Annotated in this window: 12 protein-coding genes; 2 read left to right on the top strand and 10 right to left on the bottom strand. The window is 67.6% G+C overall.

Features of this window, described 5'->3' with window-relative positions; all coding sequences use genetic code 11:
• Positions 1-75 precede the first annotated feature (75 nt).
• The gene (fghA, locus tag ACSJJU_RS01875; protein WP_435913453.1) at positions 76-942 is read left to right on the top strand and encodes an S-formylglutathione hydrolase; all 867 of its coding nucleotides are present in this window, start codon (positions 76-78) and stop codon (positions 940-942) included.
• 244 nt (positions 943-1,186) lie between these two features.
• Positions 1,187-2,236 carry a zinc-dependent alcohol dehydrogenase family protein gene (locus ACSJJU_RS01880; RefSeq protein WP_435913454.1) on the top strand — a complete coding sequence of 350 codons (1,050 nt, stop codon included), beginning with the start codon at positions 1,187-1,189 and terminating at the stop codon, positions 2,234-2,236.
• 970 nt (positions 2,237-3,206) lie between these two features.
• Here the strand turns inward: ACSJJU_RS01880 and ACSJJU_RS01885 are convergent.
• The 10 genes from ACSJJU_RS01885 to ftsH all read right to left on the bottom strand — a co-directional run bounded on the left by ACSJJU_RS01885 (position 3,207) and on the right by ftsH (position 16,675).
• A complete protein-coding gene (locus ACSJJU_RS01885) occupies positions 3,207-3,614 on the bottom strand; it encodes a YdbL family protein (protein WP_435913455.1) in 408 nt (135 codons plus the stop codon).
• 54 nt (positions 3,615-3,668) lie between these two features.
• A complete protein-coding gene (locus tag ACSJJU_RS01890; protein WP_435913456.1) occupies positions 3,669-3,824 on the bottom strand; it encodes a YnbE family lipoprotein in 156 nt (51 codons plus the stop codon).
• 150 nt (positions 3,825-3,974) lie between these two features.
• The gene (locus ACSJJU_RS01895; protein WP_435913457.1) at positions 3,975-7,247 is read right to left on the bottom strand and encodes an intermembrane phospholipid transport protein YdbH family protein; all 3,273 of its coding nucleotides are present in this window, start codon (positions 7,245-7,247) and stop codon (positions 3,975-3,977) included.
• A gap of 431 nt (positions 7,248-7,678) precedes the next feature.
• Complete coding sequence (locus tag ACSJJU_RS01900; RefSeq protein ID WP_435913458.1) at positions 7,679-9,109, bottom strand: NAD(P)(+) transhydrogenase (Re/Si-specific) subunit beta; 1,431 nt, start codon at positions 9,107-9,109, stop codon at positions 7,679-7,681.
• 7 nt (positions 9,110-9,116) lie between these two features.
• Entirely contained in the window at positions 9,117-9,401 is a 285-nt protein-coding gene (locus tag ACSJJU_RS01905; protein WP_435913459.1) for an NAD(P) transhydrogenase subunit alpha, read from the bottom strand.
• 13 nt (positions 9,402-9,414) lie between these two features.
• Positions 9,415-10,545: a Re/Si-specific NAD(P)(+) transhydrogenase subunit alpha gene (locus ACSJJU_RS01910; RefSeq protein ID WP_435913460.1), complete on the bottom strand. Its 1,131-nt coding sequence runs from the start codon at positions 10,543-10,545 to the stop codon at positions 9,415-9,417.
• Between the two features lie 27 nt (positions 10,546-10,572).
• Complete coding sequence (locus ACSJJU_RS01915; protein ID WP_435913461.1) at positions 10,573-10,701, bottom strand: aa3-type cytochrome c oxidase subunit IV; 129 nt, start codon at positions 10,699-10,701, stop codon at positions 10,573-10,575.
• Between the two features lie 280 nt (positions 10,702-10,981).
• Positions 10,982-12,358: an ABC1 kinase family protein gene (locus tag ACSJJU_RS01920; protein WP_435913462.1), complete on the bottom strand. Its 1,377-nt coding sequence runs from the start codon at positions 12,356-12,358 to the stop codon at positions 10,982-10,984.
• A 799-nt stretch (positions 12,359-13,157) separates the two neighbouring features.
• A complete protein-coding gene (folP, locus tag ACSJJU_RS01925; RefSeq protein ID WP_435913464.1) occupies positions 13,158-14,306 on the bottom strand; it encodes a dihydropteroate synthase in 1,149 nt (382 codons plus the stop codon).
• Positions 14,307-14,737: 431 nt separating this feature from the next.
• Entirely contained in the window at positions 14,738-16,675 is a 1,938-nt protein-coding gene (gene ftsH, locus ACSJJU_RS01930) for an ATP-dependent zinc metalloprotease FtsH (RefSeq protein ID WP_435913465.1), read from the bottom strand.
• Between the last annotated feature and the right edge of the window lie 73 nt (positions 16,676-16,748).

The raw sequence follows: 16,748 nt of genomic DNA on the forward strand, positions 1-16,748 counted from the left end.
AAAACGAATGGGAGTGCAGAGGGTCCGCGACCCTCTGCAAGAAAGAAAATCCAGAAGAGAAAGCAGAGGGCTTCCATGACCCTTGAGATCATCGCCACCCATCGCCTGTTCGAGGGCACGCAGGGTTTCTACCGCCACCAGTCGTCGAGCACCGGCACGGCCATGCGCTTTGCGGTCTACACGCCGCCGCAGGCGGCGGACGGTCCGGTGCCGGTGATCTGGTTTCTCTCCGGCCTCACCTGCACGGAGGAGAACTTCACCGTGAAGGCGGGTGCGCAGCGTCTGGCGGCGGATCTGGGCGTGATGCTGATCGCGCCGGACACCTCCCCGCGCGGCGAGGGCGTGCCCGACGACCCGGACGGCAGCTATGACTTCGGCGTCGGCGCGGGCTTCTACGTGGACGCGACGCAGGAGCCGTGGGCGGCCAACTACCGGATGTACTCCTACATCGCCCACGAGCTGCCCGAGGTGATCGCCGCCCACTTCCCGGCGGACATGGCGCGCCAGTCCATCATGGGCCACAGCATGGGCGGGCACGGGGCGCTCACCATCGCGCTGAAGAACCCGGCCCGCTTCCGGTCGGTCTCCGCCTTTGCGCCCATCGCCTCGCCGCTGAACTGTCCGTGGGGCCAGAAGGCGCTTGCGGGCTATCTGGGCGAGGACCGGGCCGCCTGGCGGGCCTATGACGCCTGCGCGCTGCTGGAGGATGGCCACCGGGTGCCGACCGAGATTCTGGTGGATCAGGGCGAGGCCGACCCGTTCCTGGCCGAGCAGCTCAAGCCCGAGCTGCTGGAGGCCGCGTGCGAGAAGGCAGGCCAGCGGCTGACCCTGCGCCGCCAGCCGGACTACGACCACAGCTACTTCTTCATCGCCTCGTTCATCGACGACCACCTGCTCTGGCACGCCGAGCGCCTCAACGCGGCCGCCCTGAGCCATTCGTAATCATTTTGCAGGAGGGTCCTGGACCCTCCTGGCAACCTCCCTTTCCTTTTTTCGGGCCGTGCGCGGCATGAAGGACGCGGTCACCTCAAACGAATGGGAGCGCGAGGGTCACCGTGCGCGGAGGCGCAAAGCAACTGAGTCCCTCGCATCATTCCCTCCCATGCAGGTTGGTTTCAAACGCTCCAAGGGAACATGACCCCTCCCCTCTGGTTTAGCGGAGGAAGACTCGCAACCGGAGGCGGCCATGAAAGCCCTCGTCTACAACGGACCCGGCAACAAGAGCGTGGAAGACCGGCCCAAGCCGGAGATTCGGGACCCCGGTGACGCCATCGTCCGCGTCACCCGCACCACAATTTGCGGCACCGACCTGCACATCCTGAAAGGCGACGTGCCCACCTGCAAGCCGGGGACCATCCTCGGTCACGAGGGCACCGGCGTCGTCGAGAGCGTGGGCGAAGGCGTCACCGCCTTCCGGCCGGGCGACCGGGTGATCATCTCCTGCGTCACCAGCTGCGGCCGCTGCGACTACTGCCGCCGCGGCATGTACTCCCACTGCGAGACCGGCGGCTGGATCCTCGGCAACGAGATCGACGGCACCCAGGCGGAATACGTCCGCATCCCCCATGCGGACACCAGCCTCTACCCCATCCCCGACGGCTCGGACGAAGAGGCCCTCGTCATGCTGTCGGACATCCTGCCGACCGGCTTCGAGTGCGGCGTGCTCAACGGCAAGGTGGCCCCCGGCAGCACTGTCGCCATCGTCGGCGCGGGGCCGATCGGGCTCGCCGCCCTGCTCACGGCCCAGTTCTACGCGCCCGCCGCCATCATCATGATCGACCTCGACGACAACCGTCTCGGCATCGCCCGCCAGTTCGGGGCAACCCACACCGTCAACAGCAGCGGCGGCCCCGAGGCCACGGCAGAGGCCGTGCGCCAGATCGCAGGGTCCGCCGGCGTCGATACCGCCATCGAGGCGGTGGGCGTGCCCGCCACCTTCGAACTGTGCCAGGACCTCATCGCCCCCGGCGGCGTCATCGCCAACATCGGCGTCCACGGCAAGAAGGTGGACCTGCACCTGGAGCAGCTGTGGGACCGCAACATCGCCATCACCACCCGGCTGGTGGACACCAGCACCACGCCCATGCTCCTCAAGACCGTGCAGTCCGGCAAGGTGGACCCCACCCGCCTCATCACCCACCGCTTCGCCCTCGACGACATCCTCAGCGCCTACGACACCTTCGGCCACGCCGCCGAGACACAGGCCCTCAAGGTCATCATCCAGGCAAACGCCTGAGGGGTGTGCGTGGGCATTGGGGTGTGGATTGGATCAAGTGATTGATTTTGCAGGAGGGTCTCGGACCCTCCTGCACCTCCCTTGCCATTACGCGCCGCGCCCGGCAAACCCCGCCGCGCCCTTCCAGAGCCGCGCAGCACCCCTGCTCGCCCCGCGCACACGCCAGCACCAGCCCGGCACCGCCCCAGCAGCATCCAACCACCGTGCTCTTTTGGAGCGTTGAATGTTTGTAAGGAGCGGTTGCGGCCTCACATCAACCGCAACGCCGCACCCATCAGGCATGAACACGGCCGCGCCCGGCAGCGCCCGACGCGCTCCTCCCGGGCCGCACAGCGCCCCTGCTTCCCGCGCACACAAAAGCACCAGCCCGGAACCGCCCCCGCAGCATCAAACACCGTACCCTTTCAGGACGTTGAATGATTGTAAGGAGCGGTTGCCGCCTCACATCAGCCGCCACGCCGCACCCATCAGGCCCGTGAACACGGCCGCGCCCGGCAGTCCCCGCCGCGCTCCTCCCGGGCCACACAGCGCCTCTGCTTCCCGCGCACGCGCCAGCACCAGCCCGGCACCGCCCCCGCAGCGCCAAAGCACCGCGCGCTATCAGACGTTGAATGATTGTAAGGAGCGGTTGCTCCCCTCCCCTGAAGGACACCCGGCGGACACAGGTTGGTCATGCCAACGACGGGCCAGGTGTCAGGGGGAACAGTTCTATTCTATCAGGGGAATGTTGCGGAGGCTCTGCCGGATCAGGACCGGCACCGGACACACGGCCGTGTCAATCAGAACTCCAGCGCGCACATCGGGGAAACAGGGGCGCGGCCGGATAAACCCTTCCCGGCCAACCGCTTCCGCAGGCATCGCCGGAAACAGAAGGCGTGCCCCGGGCAAGGCCGGTCACGCCGGAGAAAGGAATGGGAGGGCGCGGGAGGGACCGGGTCCCTCCCGCAACAACCCCAGGTGTTTCAAAGACTTACTTCGGGCAGTAGGACGGCATCTGCACCGGGGCGTTGCCCTGGCGCTGCACCCACTGGCCCTGTTCGGTGCGGTAGTACTGGTTCGGGCCCACCCGGTTCTCGAACAGCTTGCAGGCGGCGGCGGCGGCCACTTCGTTCACGGTCACGCCGCGCTTTTCCGCCAGCTGGGTGTAGAACGCCTTGCGCTTGATGTTGATCTGGTCGATCCGCGCCTTCAGGTCGCCGCTGGCGCCTTTCACGGCGCCCACGTAGCCGTCGGCCTGTTCGCCGATCTGCCCGGAGGCGCGGGCCTGTTCGATGAAGGTGTCGTCCTGCGCGGCGACCGGACCGGCGACTGCCGCGACCACGCCGAGCGCGGCGGCCGTGCCCAGAACCTTTGTTATGAACTTCGTATGAATCGCCATCGTACTGTCTCCCGGCCGTTGTCCGGCCAAGCCTTCCTGAGTGTCGGACGCGTCTTAGAACACGCCCGGATTGTTCTGGATCAGATCCTGCACGTCCTTCTCAAGCCGCACGATCACCTCGTGTCGGATGTTGAGGTTCATGTTGATCTCGATCGGCTTGTCCGGCGCCTGAAGCTTCACGCATCCCGCCGTCAGTGCTGCCAACGGCATAGCGCAAGCCACCAACAGGGCTGCCCGCATGTTCGTCTCCCGCTTGATAAGCATGTTGCACTCTTTCCTGTACGCCGGATCGGGTCTTCAGAGCAAACCCTGCCGTTACGCATCTGAACAGAGGCTGAAGCACCCCGGCCCTGCTGCCCGTTATTCCTTTTCCTCCCGGGCCTTTTCCAGCTCCATTTCCACGTTGCGGCGCACGAGGCCGCCCACGTCGGTCACGCCGGAGATGGAGCTCATCAGGCTGCGCAGGGGTGCCCGCACGTTCACGTTGAACTTGAAGGGAATGCCGCGCGTTCTGAGCGCCCGGAACCACGACAGCGGCGACAGCGAGGCCTGGCTGGTGCCCTCGAAGCGGATGCCGGTGGCGATTTCGCCCGCCAGGTCTCCCTCCACGTCCACGGTGATGGACTTGAACCGGAAGTTCTTGAGCGCGTCGAACGCCAGCTTGGCGTTGCCTTCGGTGGCGGGCACCGCCCCGGTGTAGGAGAGGGTGCCGCCGCCCTTGGTGCGCAGGTAGCCCTTCTCGATGGAAGCGCCCTGGCGGGTGATGGACAGCGGCAGCTCGCCCTCCACCTCGCCGGTTGCCCGCAGGGATTGCAGGTCCATCAGGCCGATGAACTTCTCCAGATCCACGTCGGCCAGCCGCAGCGTCACCCGCTTCACCGGGGCGTCCAGCGCCACCACGGTCGGATCGACCCGCAGCTCGCCGTCGGCCAGCGGCCAGCCGGCCTGCTCCACCTGCAGCTTCTGGTCGCCCACCAGCTGGAAGCGGAACACGCCGTTCTCCATGGCGACGCCCGGGTTCACCCGGGCGACCGTCACGGTCTGGCCCGGCGGCGTCTTGAGGCCGAGGAAGTCGGTGAACACCAGCTGGCCGGAGACACCATCCACCGGACCCAGCCCGCCCGTCGCCATGGACAGGCCGTCGAGATCGAAGCGGGCATCGGTGGACATGGCCTCGGGCGTCCAGCGGGCGCGCACGAAGCCGCTCACCGCGCCGCTCACGTTTTCGACGACGCCGCGCGCCGCCTCGGTCAGCATGTAGGGCTGGAGCGTCGGGCTGAAGGTCAGGCCGGTCAGCTTCAGCAGCGCCTCGCCCGTTCCGGCGTCGGTGTCGTGGCTGAGCGAGACATCGCCCAGCACCTCGCCGGTGGAGGCCAGCCGCACGTTGCCCTTCATGCTGGCCACCCGGCCGCCTGCGTGCACCGAGCCGTCGGTGAAGGCGATCGGTTCGAAGCGGGCCTTCCTGGTCATGTCCATCACCCGGCCGGAGAGGTCCGTCAGGTGCAGGGGCGCCGCCTCGTTGGCGAAGTTCAGCCGCCAGCTGCCCTTGGCCTCGGCCCGGACGGCGGCATTGGCGGCCACCAGGCTGAAGCCTTCCATGGTGCCCGCGCCGGTCCAACCCGCGTCGCCGCCGCGCAGCACGCCCTCGATGCGGCGGCTCTCGGCGGTGACGGCATTGGGCAGGCGCAGCGTTGCGCGGCGGAAGTCGAGCCGCGCCAGCGGACGGTCGGCCGTGCCGCTGACCGTCAGCGTCACCGGCCCGGCGCTGAGGCCCAGGTCCGAGTTCGCGCCGCCCTCGCGTTCGCCGTCGGCGCCCAGCAGCGCCAGCTTCAGCTCGCCCGCGGTGGCGCCGCCGGTGAGCTTGCCCTCCGGCGAGGTCCACAGGAAGCCCTTGTCGTCCTGCGGGCACACCGGAATGGTGCCGCGGCCGAAGCGGTAGTCGCCGAGGGTGAGCCCGCCGAGGCGCATGTTCAGGCAGCCCCCGCTGGCGACGAGCCGCACGCCCGCCGCGCCCCAGGCCGCCTCCACGTCGAGCGGCAGTTGCAGGTCCTCCACCCGCCCGCCCGGGAAGGGGCCGCTGAGGCGGGCATTGCCGGTGAGCGCCACCGTGCCCGAGCCGTCGCCCTGCACCAGCCGGTAGGTCACCGGCGTCAGCGACAGGCGGGAGTCCCCGGCCGTCCAGTCAGCCACCACCACCGTGCCGCTGCTCTCCAGCGCTGCGCCGGGGGCCAGGGACAGCCGGTCGATGCGCGCCTCCAGCTTGGGCAGGCCCGGGCCGGAGAGCGAGGCGCGCCCGCTCACCATGGTCTTGCCCGAGGGCAGCTCCACCCGCAGGCTCGGCTTGTCTTCTTGGTCGAGGAGCACGAACCGCACGCCGCCGAGGCCGTTCACCTCCGCCCCGGAGGGGAACACCAGTTCGCCGAAGCCCTGCCGCCAGGTCAGGCTGAGCGGCGCGCTGGCGTGGAAATTCTGCATCGCCCGGTCGAGCGTGCGAGCGGACTGGCTGGCCAGCCCCGAAAGCGGCGTGCTGTCCAGCGTCGCCAGCAGGGCGCGCAGCGCCGCCCGCTCCTTGCGGTCGATGGCACCGTCGGCGATGTCCACCTCGCCGTGGGCGGCGATGACCAGCGCGCCGCTGCCGGTCTCCGCCGTCAGGTCGCCGCTGCCCCGGATGGCGCGCATCCGCACGCCCGGCACCTCCAGCAGCCCGGTCGAGACCTGCCAGCGGCCGCTGCCCTTGCTGTTGGCGCCGGTGAAGGTCGCCTCCGCCATCGGGCGCTGCACGGTCAGGCTGCCGACCCGGGCCGCCGCCGCCGAAAGGCTGGCCGAGCCGTCCCAGGCGGTGGGCACCAGGTCGGGTGTCAGGCGCACGTCGTTCAGCGTCACCGTCAACTCAAGCGCGCTCGCGCCCGTATCGACGGTGTGGATCAGCCGCTCCGCCGTACCCTTGAGGACGCCGGACAGCCGGCTGAGATCGGCAGCCGCCTCGAACTCGCTCTCGAAGCGGAAGGCGCCGGTGCGCATACCGTCCACCAGCCCCGCCACGTTGACGCTGGCCGCCCCGCCCTCCAGGTGGGCGCGGATGCCGTCCGCCCCGGTGTGCGCCGTGCCGGTGAGCACCAGCCCTTCCAGCAGCTCGGGCTTGCCGGGCATGGGGGTGGCGTGGGCGCGCAGGGACATCTCGAAGCGCTGGTCGAGCCGGCCCTCGGTTTCCACGAAGGCCGCCACCATGCCGTAGGGCGTCTCCACATTGACGCGGCCGTTCTGCACCGTCAGGCCCAGCGGCGGCAGGGCGAACGGCTCGGCGGTGGGTTCGGGGCGGAAGATGTCCAGCGAGCCGAAGGTGATGCCGCTCTGGTCCACCTTCGCCTTCAGCACCGGGTTTTCGAGGACGATGCTCTCGACCCTGGGGCTGAGGCCGTCCCAATCCAGATAGATCTCGGCCCGCTCGGCAACGAGGTCGGGGGCCTTGGCCGGGCCCAGCCGCAGCCTCTCCAGCTCCACCCGGGCGAAGCTGACGCCGTCGCCCTCGAAGGAGGCGTTGATCCCCTGGGCGTCCAGATAACCCCGAATCGCCAGGTTCATCAGGGGAATGCGAACCAGCCAGACAGCGCCCACCGTCACGACCAGCGCCACGCCAGCCGCTTTCAGTCGGAATGCCGTTCTGGATTTCCGCGGCCTGGGAGAGCCTTCGTCCAGCAGCTGCTCGTTCGCTTCCATGCCTTGCCTTGGGTTACGCCTTTGAATTCCAGCACATAATCGGGAGTGAATCGCAGCCTGGCGACGCCGGAGAGATCAGCCGCGCTGGGTGGATCAGCGCTGCGTGCCCGGCAGAAAGCGTTCCGCGCCGCGTGGCCATCGCCTCCCGGATGCCTCTGGAATTCTCACTCATCAACCATGATATCAACCAAACCTGACCGGGCCGGTCAATTTTCACAACATGTTTTTCCGCCGTCCGCCTGCCCTTTCCTCATAAAGCCCGGCGTGGGCTTTGTTGACAAAAAAGTGCGGGGCGCGGTCCCCTTCGAGACCGCGCCCCGCCTGTTTCGCGCTTCGTTGCGCCGCCGTCAGTGGCCGAGGGACTTGACGATTTCCTCGGTCATCTTCTTGGCGTCGCCGAACAGCATCATGGTGTTGTCGCGGAAGAACAGCTCGTTCTCCACGCCCGCGTAGCCCGAGCCCATGCCGCGCTTGATGAACAGCACGGTCTTGGCCTTCTCCACGTCGAGCACGGGCATGCCGTAGATCGGCGAGGAGCGGTCGGTCTTGGCCGCCGGGTTGGTCACGTCGTTCGCGCCGATCACGTAGGCCACGTCCGCCTGGCCGAACTCGGAGTTGATGTCCTCCAGCTCGAACACCTCGTCGTAGGGCACGTTGGCCTCGGCGAGCAGCACGTTCATGTGGCCCGGCATACGGCCCGCCACCGGGTGGATGGCGTACTTCACCGAGACGCCTTCCTTCTTCAGAAGGTCGGCCATTTCGCGCAGGGCGTGCTGGGCCTGGGCCACCGCCATGCCGTAGCCCGGCACGATGATGACCGAGGAGGCGTTCTTCATGATGAAGGCCGCGTCTTCCGCCGAGCCCTGCTTGATCGGGCGATCCACCTTCGGGCCCGCGGCCGCCGCGGCGGCGTCGGCGCCGAAGCCGCCGGCGATCACCGAGATGAAGCTGCGGTTCATGCCCTTGCACATGATGTAGCTGAGGATCGCGCCCGAGGAGCCCACCAGTGCGCCGGTGATGATCATGGCGCTGTTCTGGAGCGTGAAGCCCATGGCCGCCGCCGCCCAGCCCGAGTAGCTGTTCAGCATGGAGACGACCACCGGCATGTCCGCGCCGCCGATCGGGATGATCAGCAGGAAGCCGATCAGGAACGACAGGCCCGTGATGGTCCAGAAGATGACCGGCGACTGGTCGGCGCAGAAGTAGGCCACCAGGGCGATGATGCCCAGCAGCAGGCCGATGTTGATGACATGGCGGCCCGGCAGCAGGATCGGCGCGCCCGACATGTTGCCGTTCAGCTTGGCGAAGGCGATGACCGAGCCCGAGAAGGTGATGGCACCGATGGCGATGCCGAGGCTCATCTCGATGCGGCTGACCAGGTGGATGTTGTCCGCCGTGCCGATGCCGAAGGCTTCCGGGTTCGAATAGGCCGCCGCCGCCACCAGCACCGCGGCGAGGCCGACCAGCGAGTGGAAGGCCGCGACGAGCTGGGGCATGGCCGTCATGGCGATGCGCTGGGCGATGACATAGCCGATGCCGCCGCCGATGATGAGCGCGCCCGCGATTTCCGGCAGGCTCGCCAGTTCATGGGTGACGAGCGTCGTCACCACCGCGATCAGCATGCCGACCATGCCGAACATGTTGCCCTGACGGCTGGTGGTGGGGCTGGACAAGCCCCGCAGCGCCAGAATGAACAGGACGCCGGAGACAAGATAGGCCAGCGCCACCCATGCGGGCACGCCTACAGCGTGCTCCACCAAAGCATTCGTCTGTTCCATCCCGCCCTCACTTCTTCTCTTTTTTCTTGTACATGCCCAGCATGCGCTGGGTGACGGCGAAGCCGCCGAAGATGTTCACGGCCGCGAGCGCCACGGCGACCAGGCCCAGCCACTTGGCCAGGGTCCAGTCGGTCGGGGCGGAGGCGATGAGCGCGCCCACCACGATCACCGAGGAGATCGCGTTGGTCACGGCCATGAGCGGGGTGTGAAGGGCGGGCGTGACAGACCACACCACGTAGTAGCCGACGAAGATCGCCAGCACGAAGATCGAAAGCTGTCCGATGAAATCCATGGGCTGTCCCCCCTCAACCTTGCAGGGCCGGGTGCACCACGGCCCCGTCCCGCGTGACGACGATCGCCTTCAGGATCTCGTCGTCCCAGTTCCAGGCGATGGTTTTGGCGTCCTTGTCGTAGAAGGCGGCCAGGAAGTTGTAGAGGTTGCGGGCGAACAGCGCCGAGGCGTTGGCGGCGAGCCGGCTCGGCACGTTGCGGTGGCCGATGATGGTCACGCCGTTGGGGGTGGTCACCACCTCGCCGGCGCGGGTCAGCTCGCAGTTGCCGCCCTGTTCGGCCGCCAGATCGACGATCACCGAGCCCGGTTGCATGGTGGCCACCATCTCCGCCGTCACGAGGCGCGGCGCGGGCCGGCCCGGAATGAGGGCGGTGGTGATGATGATGTCCTGGCGTTTGATGGTCTCCGCGATCAGGGCCGCCTGCTTGGCCTTGTAGGCGTCGGACATCTCCTTGGCGTAGCCGCCGGAGGTCTCCGCCTGGCGGGTTTCCTCATCCTCGACCATCACGAACTTGCCGCCGAGGGATTCCACCTGCTCCTTGGCGGCGAGGCGCACGTCGGTCGCGGACACGATCGCGCCCAGGCGCTTGGCGGTGGCGATGGCCTGAAGGCCCGCCACCCCCGCGCCCATGACGAACACCTTGGCCGCCGGAATGGTGCCGGCCGCGGTCATCATCATCGGCAACGCCCGTCCGAAATGCTCGCAGGCATCCAGCACGGCCTTGTAGCCGGCCAGGTTGGATTGCGATGAGAGGATGTCCATGGACTGCGCGCGGGTAATGCGCGGCATGAACTCCATGGCCATGGCCGTCAGCCCGGCCTGGGCATAGGCCGCCACCAGATCCCGGTTCTGGTAGGGGTTGAGGCTCGCCACCAGCACGGCGCCCCGGGGAATGCCCGCCAGCTCATCGGCATCCGGCCCCTGCACCTTCAGCACGATGTCCGCATTGGCAAGCACTGCCGCCCGGTCGCCCACCAGCGCACCGGCGGCCTCGTAATCCGCATCCGCAATGTACGAGAGCGCGCCGGCACCGGCTTCAACGGCCAGGTCGAATCCCAGCCCCTTGAGTTTCTTTATGGTCTCGGGTGTGGCCGCAACACGCCTTTCGGCGGCGCGGACCTCCTTCACCACCGCAATTTTCATCAAATCTCCCCCCCTGTTGAACGGAGGCTAGTCCACCAGAAACACAGCCATCCCGATCAGAATGATCACGACCGCGATGGTCATGTACTTGGCCAAAGCCAAAAAGCCCTCATAGGTCCGCTTGTGATCCCGGATGTCGAAGTTGTTCTCTGCCATAGCCGTAATACTCCGTCAGTCGAACTAAGCGGCGGCACCATAGCAAAGGACGCCGGCAAGCCAAGCGAAAGCCTCGTCAGGCGGCGCCCATAATGTGGACATGATTGAATATTGCAAGCCTAAAATATGAAACTTTATTGCCTATTTTGGCAACAACCGCCCTGTCGCCGGACCGGGCAAAATCCGATAACCGACTGATATTATTCCGGTTTACCAAAAACCGCTCCAGATCACTGCGGAAAATCGCCGCGTCGGGCCAGACGACAAGCTCTACAATGTATCAGCTCTGCATCGTGCCAGTTTCCGGGGCCTCCGGTCCCAGTCCGACAGCCGCCAGCGCCTCCCGCTGCGCCCGGTCGAGGGCGTCCACGTCGAAGCCCTCGATGATGTCATGGAACAGGCGGTACCAGTTCACCTCCGCCCGCAGGTGCAGGAACACCCCGCCGAGGCCGACGGCGGCCCGGTCCATGAACACGAACTCGCGCGGCGGCCGCACCGGGCCCAGCGCGCGCAGGCGGGCATGCACCCGCGCCGCCTGCTCCCGGCCATAGTCGCCGGGCTTTTCGGCGGCGTTGATGAGGCGCGGCCGGTCCTCCATCAGCGGGCTGTAGACGAAGCTGGCCCAGATGTTCAGCGTCTCGATCAGCTCCTTCGTCAGGCCCGTGAAGCCCCAGGTTTCATAGGCGTGCACGGCCAGCGCCTCGTCCCCGTCCCGCAGCGCCTTGTAGAGATCGATCACGCCGCCCACGAACCGCGCCGGGAAGATCCGCACGCACCCGAAGTCGAGGAGATTGATCGTCAGGTCGTCCCGCACCGAGTAGTTGCCCAGGTGCGGGTCGCCGTGAATGACGCCGTAGCGGTGGAACGGCACGTACCACGCCCGGAACAGGTTGATGGCGATGCGGTTGCGCGTCTCCTGATCCGCCTGCCGGAAGTTGAGGATCGGCCAGCCGTCGAGCCAGGTCATGGTCAGCAGACGCCGGGTGGACAGCTCGGGCAGCGGCTCGGGCACGTGCACGGCGGGCTCCTGCGCCAGCATCAGCCGGTAGAGCCGCATCCGCCCGGCCTCCAGCCCGTAGTCCAGCTCCTCGCGCAGCCGGTCCGCCAGCTCGTGGCGAATCTCCGACACGTCGATGGAGCGGTCATAGGCCCGGTAGAGGCCGAGCACCACGTCCAGCTGCCGCAGATCCGCCTCCACCGCCGAGCCCATGTCCGGGTATTGCAGCTTGACCGCCAGCCGCCGCCCGTCATGACTGGTCGCCCGGTGCACCTGCCCCAGCGACGCCGCGGCCGCCGCCTGCTCCTCGAAGGCGGCGAAGCGGGAGCGCCAGTCCTCCCCCAGCTCGGTGCGCATCCGCCGCCGCACGAACGGCCAGCCCATGGACGGCGCATTGGCCTGAAGCTGGGCCAGCTCCTGCGCATATTCCGGCGGCAGCGCGTCCGGGATGGTGGAGAGCAGCTGGGCCAGCTTCATCACCGGCCCCTTGAGGTTTCCCAGCGCCTGACGGATCTGCCCCGCATGTTGCACCCGGTCCAGCGGCGCCCCCAACACCCGGTTGGCGGCAAACCGGGCGGCCAGACCGCCCACCGCCGTGCCCACCCGCGCATACCGCGCAATCCGGCCGGTAAACCGGTCACTGTCCCGATCATCCGCCATCCGCCATCCTCCGCAAACCTGCACCGGCCGCCATCATACCACCCCGAACCCGCCAGCCACCCGCCCGATACGCCACCCGTCGCGTTTCCCGGTGCCTTCACGCGGGTTTTCAGGATGTGTTCGTTGGAGGATCTATCCCAAGGGGGTCTCGGACCCCCTTGGATCCCCCTTTCGTTCATCGGGCCGCACCCGGTCCAAACGCCTCCGCCCCATCTGGCGCCCCATATGGCACTCCCGCGCCTTCCTTGCAGGGGAAGAAGGATTTGACTGGATTTGATCGGCCATACCCCGGCACGCGCCGCGCCGCGCCTCCCCCTCCCCGCACAGCAGCATCATCCCCCGCCTCAAGTTGCCTTGAATGATTTTAAGGAGCGACTGCGCCGATCTCCCCACAGGGGCACCTCCGCCTCTCCCACGCACGGCCGGATAAAACCGGCCAATCAGGGAAGCACCACGCCTCGCCGCCCGCACGATCCGAAAAACGAAGGGGCAGCCCATGGCCCCACACGACCGTGCCCCGGCACGCGCCGCGCCGCAGCGCGCCGCACCGAACCCTTCTCCCTTCCCGCACAGCAGCATCATCCCCCGCATCAAGCGGCCTTGAATGATATTAAGGAGCGACTGCGCCAGGCACCCCACAGGGGCACCTCCGCCTCTCCCACGCACAGCCGGATAAAACCGGCCAATCAGGGAAGCACCACCCCCGCCCCCCGCACGATCCGAAAAACGAACGGGAGGTGCAGGAAGGTCCGCGACCCTCCTGCAAACCCATCATAAATCAATATCTTGAACCAGCCCCTCACACCCCCGGCGGCATCAGGGCCGCGTCCTGCATCCCCTGCCACACTTTCAGCGCCTGCACGGTTTCGGGGACGTCGTGGACGCGCACCATCTGGACGCCTTGCGCTGCCCCGAGCACGGCGACGGCGAGGCTCCCGGGCAGGCGCCGGGTTGCGGGTTCCTCGCGGGAGAGGGCGGCGATGAAGCGCTTGCGGCTGACGCCGAGGAGCAGCGGGCAGCCGAGGGCGTGGAAGAGGCTGAGGCCGTTGAGGATTTCGAGGTTGTGGCGCACGGACTTGCCGAAGCCGATGCCGGGGTCGAGGAGGATCCTGTCGCGGGCGATGCCGGCGGCGGTGCAGGCGTCGATGCGGGCTTCGAGCCAGTCGTAGACGTCGAGCAGGGCGTCGTCGTAGGTGGGGTTGACCTGCATGGTCTGCGGGTCGCCCTGGTGGTGCATGAGCACCACGGGCGCGCCGCTTTCGGCCACCACGCGGATCGCGTCCGGGTCGTAGGTAAGCGCGGAGACGTCGTTGATGAGGCTGACGCCGTGCGCCAGCGCGAAGCGCATGACGGCGGCCTTGCGGGTGTCTGCCGACCACGGCACCGGCTGGTCGGCGAGGCGCTCCAGCACCGGGCGCAGGCGTTCGATCTCGTCCCCTTCCCACACCGGTTTCGCGCCGGGCTGGGTGGTCTCGGCGCCGATGTCGATGAGGCTGGCGCCCGCCGCCATCATGGCGCGGGCCGACTCTGCCGCGACGGCGGGGTCGACGTGCTGGCCGCCGTCGGAGAAGCTGTCGGGGGTGACGTTGAGGATGCCCATCACCGTCGGCCGGTCGAAGGGAAGCTGGCGGCCGTGGCCGAGGTCGAGCGCCGGGCGGGGCGCGAGCAGGTTCGCCCACTGCCGCGCGGCCGGGCCGCGCAGGCGCGCGGGCAGGCTGTCGAGGAGCGCCTCCATCTCCGCCACCGGCACAACCACGCTCGCCCGCCGCTCCCGCCCCACCCGGGCGATGACGTGGACAAGCCCGAACCACACCAGGCCGCCTGCCAGCCGCCGAACCGCAGCGGGGTCATGGACGGGGGTGCAGCCCAGCCCTGTGGGGCGCAGATAGAGCCGGGCGTCTTCCGGCAGGCTCGCCAGCGCCGCCCGGTTGTGGTCGAGATCAATCATGGCCCTGCCCCTGCCCCAGTGGAAACGCGGGCTTCTTCTTAGCGGGTCTCCGGGAGCTTCGGGAGGGTTTTGATGAGAGGTCTTTTTTGCAGAGGGTCTTGGACCCTCTGCACTCCCTCCGTTTTCGGGCCGTGTTTCCGGCGTCTGGTTCTTCAAGGGGGGGAGACGGGCGAAGAAAAGGACCGCACCCGGTCAATCCGTTGTACGTCCTTGATCCGGCATCTCGCCGAACTCCCGCCAGGCCGGAGGCGTACCTCCGCACCTGCAAGGCTCGCTCGGCCCGATAAAACACCCCCAAACAAAGAAAAGGGCCGCGCCCTTCATGACGGACGCGGCCCCTTGTTTCAAACGGGAGGTTGCCATGAGGGTCCGCGACCCTCCTGCAAACCAATCCATCACCCGGCCGGATCAACGCCCCGGCCGGAGCGCCCTCACCCCTGCGGCTGGGGCTCCGGCCCGCCGAACGAGCGGCTGCCGGTCTTGGGCACGGCCGACACGCCGGCGGAGGGCGGCGGCGGTGCGTCTTCCTCCACGTCGTGGCGCTCGATGGGTTTGCCCTCGATGAGCGCCTTGATTTCGTCGCCGGCCAGCGTTTCGAATTCCAGCAGCGCCTTGGCGATCTTGTGCAGATCTTCCTTGTGGTCGGTGAGGATCTTCTTGGCGCGTTCGTAGCTTTCCATCACGATCCGCTTCACCTCGGCGTCGATCAGGCGTGCTGTTTCCTCCGAGATGTTCTGGGTGCGGGCGATGGAGTGGCCGAGGAACACTTCTTCCTGGTTCTCGCCATACATCAGCGGGCCCAGCTTGTCGGACATGCCCCACTGGGTCACCATGGTGCGGGCCAGCGAGGTTGCCATCTGGATGTCGCCGGAGGCGCCCGAGGTCACCTTGTCGTAGCCGAAGATCAGCTCTTCCGCCACGCGGCCGCCCATGGCCACCGAGAGGTTCGCGTACATCTTGTCGCGATGGTAGCTGTAGCTGTCGCGTTCCGGCAGGCGCATCACCATGCCGAGGGCCCGGCCGCGCGGAATGATGGTGGCCTTGTGGATGGGATCGGAGGCCGGCTCGTGCAGGGCGACCAGCGCGTGGCCTGCCTCGTGGTAGGCGGTGAGCGCCTTTTCCTCCTCGGACATGGCCATGGTCTTGCGCTCGACGCCCATCATGACCTTGTCCTTGGCGTCTTCGAAGTCGCTCATGGAGACGAGGCGCTTGCCCTTGCGGGCGGCCATCAGCGCGGCCTCGTTGACCAGGTTGGCCAGGTCCGCGCCGGAGAAGCCCGGCGTGCCGCGGGCGATGACCTTCGCCTTCACGTCCGGGGCCAGCGGCACCTTCTTCATGTGCACGTTGAGGATCTTCTCGCGGCCCTGGATGTCCGGGCGCGGCACCACGATCTGCCGGTCGAAGCGGCCCGGGCGCAGCAGGGCCGGGTCCAGCACGTCCGGGCGGTTGGTGGCCGCCACGATGATGATGCCGTCGTTGCCCTCGAAGCCGTCCATTTCCACGAGCAGCTGGTTGAGGGTCTGCTCGCGTTCGTCGTTGCCGCCGCCGAGACCGGCGCCGCGATGGCGGCCGACGGCGTCGATTTCGTCAATGAAGATGATGCACGGCGCGTTCTTCTTGGCCTGCTCGAACATGTCGCGCACGCGGCTGGCGCCCACGCCCACGAACATCTCGACGAAGTCGGAGCCCGAGATGGAGAAGAACGGCACGTTGGCCTCGCCGGCGATGGCGCGGGCGAGCAGGGTCTTGCCGGTGCCCGGAGGGCCCACCAGCAGCGCGCCTTTCGGGATCTTGCCGCCCAGGCGCTGGAACTTCTGCGGGTCCTTCAGGAAGTCGACGATTTCCTGAAGCTCCTCGCGCGCCTCGTCGATGCCGGCCACGTCCTCGAAGGTGACGCGGCCCTGCTTTTCCGTCAGCAGGCGGGCGCGGGACTTGCCGAAGCCCATGGCACCGCGACCGGCACCGTTCTGCATCTGGCGCATGATGAAGATCCAGATGCCCAGCACCAGCAGGAACGGCAGCATGTTGAACAGCAGCTGCACAAGCAAGCTCCGGCTTTCCTCCGGCGCGGCCTTGAAGGTCACGCCCTTGGAGGCCAGCCGATCCACCAGGTTCGGATCGTCCGGCGCATAGGTGCGGAACGCCTGACCATCGCTCAAGGTGCCGGTAATTTCCGGACCCCGGATCTGGGCCTCGCGCACATGCCCTTCTTCCACCCGCGCCAGGAAGTCGGAGTAGGCCAGCTGCGAGGCCGCATTGGTCTGCTGCTGGGGCGAGAACATGTTGAACATCAGCACCAGGACGACGATAATGACCGCCCATAAGGCGACGCTGCGTCCCAGTGTGTTTGGCCCTCGTTTGTCAGGCATATTTATTCCTACGCTTGTGTGCGGCACGACTCTTCGCCGCTTTTCGCTAAGATAAGTTTTCCGGCCCGCGAAA

The sequence above is a fragment of the Pedomonas sp. V897 genome (genome assembly GCF_051304405.1).
Lineage (GTDB): Bacteria > Pseudomonadota > Alphaproteobacteria > Sphingomonadales > Sphingomonadaceae > Pedomonas.

Bases quoted from the DNA above. Each gene is read 5' to 3' on its own strand.
- fghA (WP_435913453.1), top strand. From the start codon at position 76: ATGACCCTTGAGATCATCGCCACCCATCGCCTGTTCGAGGGCACGCAG.
- ACSJJU_RS01880 (WP_435913454.1), top strand. From the start codon at position 1,187: ATGAAAGCCCTCGTCTACAACGGACCCGGCAACAAGAGCGTGGAAGAC.
- ACSJJU_RS01885 (WP_435913455.1), bottom strand. From the start codon at position 3,614: ATGGCGATTCATACGAAGTTCATAACAAAGGTTCTGGGCACGGCCGCC.
- ACSJJU_RS01890 (WP_435913456.1), bottom strand. From the start codon at position 3,824: ATGCCGTTGGCAGCACTGACGGCGGGATGCGTGAAGCTTCAGGCGCCG.
- ACSJJU_RS01900 (WP_435913458.1), bottom strand. From the start codon at position 9,109: ATGGAACAGACGAATGCTTTGGTGGAGCACGCTGTAGGCGTGCCCGCA.
- ACSJJU_RS01905 (WP_435913459.1), bottom strand. From the start codon at position 9,401: ATGGATTTCATCGGACAGCTTTCGATCTTCGTGCTGGCGATCTTCGTC.
- ACSJJU_RS01910 (WP_435913460.1), bottom strand. From the start codon at position 10,545: ATGAAAATTGCGGTGGTGAAGGAGGTCCGCGCCGCCGAAAGGCGTGTT.
- ACSJJU_RS01915 (WP_435913461.1), bottom strand. From the start codon at position 10,701: ATGGCAGAGAACAACTTCGACATCCGGGATCACAAGCGGACCTATGAG.
- ACSJJU_RS01920 (WP_435913462.1), bottom strand. From the start codon at position 12,358: ATGGCGGATGATCGGGACAGTGACCGGTTTACCGGCCGGATTGCGCGG.
- folP (WP_435913464.1), bottom strand. From the start codon at position 14,306: ATGATTGATCTCGACCACAACCGGGCGGCGCTGGCGAGCCTGCCGGAA.
- ftsH (WP_435913465.1), bottom strand. From the start codon at position 16,675: ATGCCTGACAAACGAGGGCCAAACACACTGGGACGCAGCGTCGCCTTA.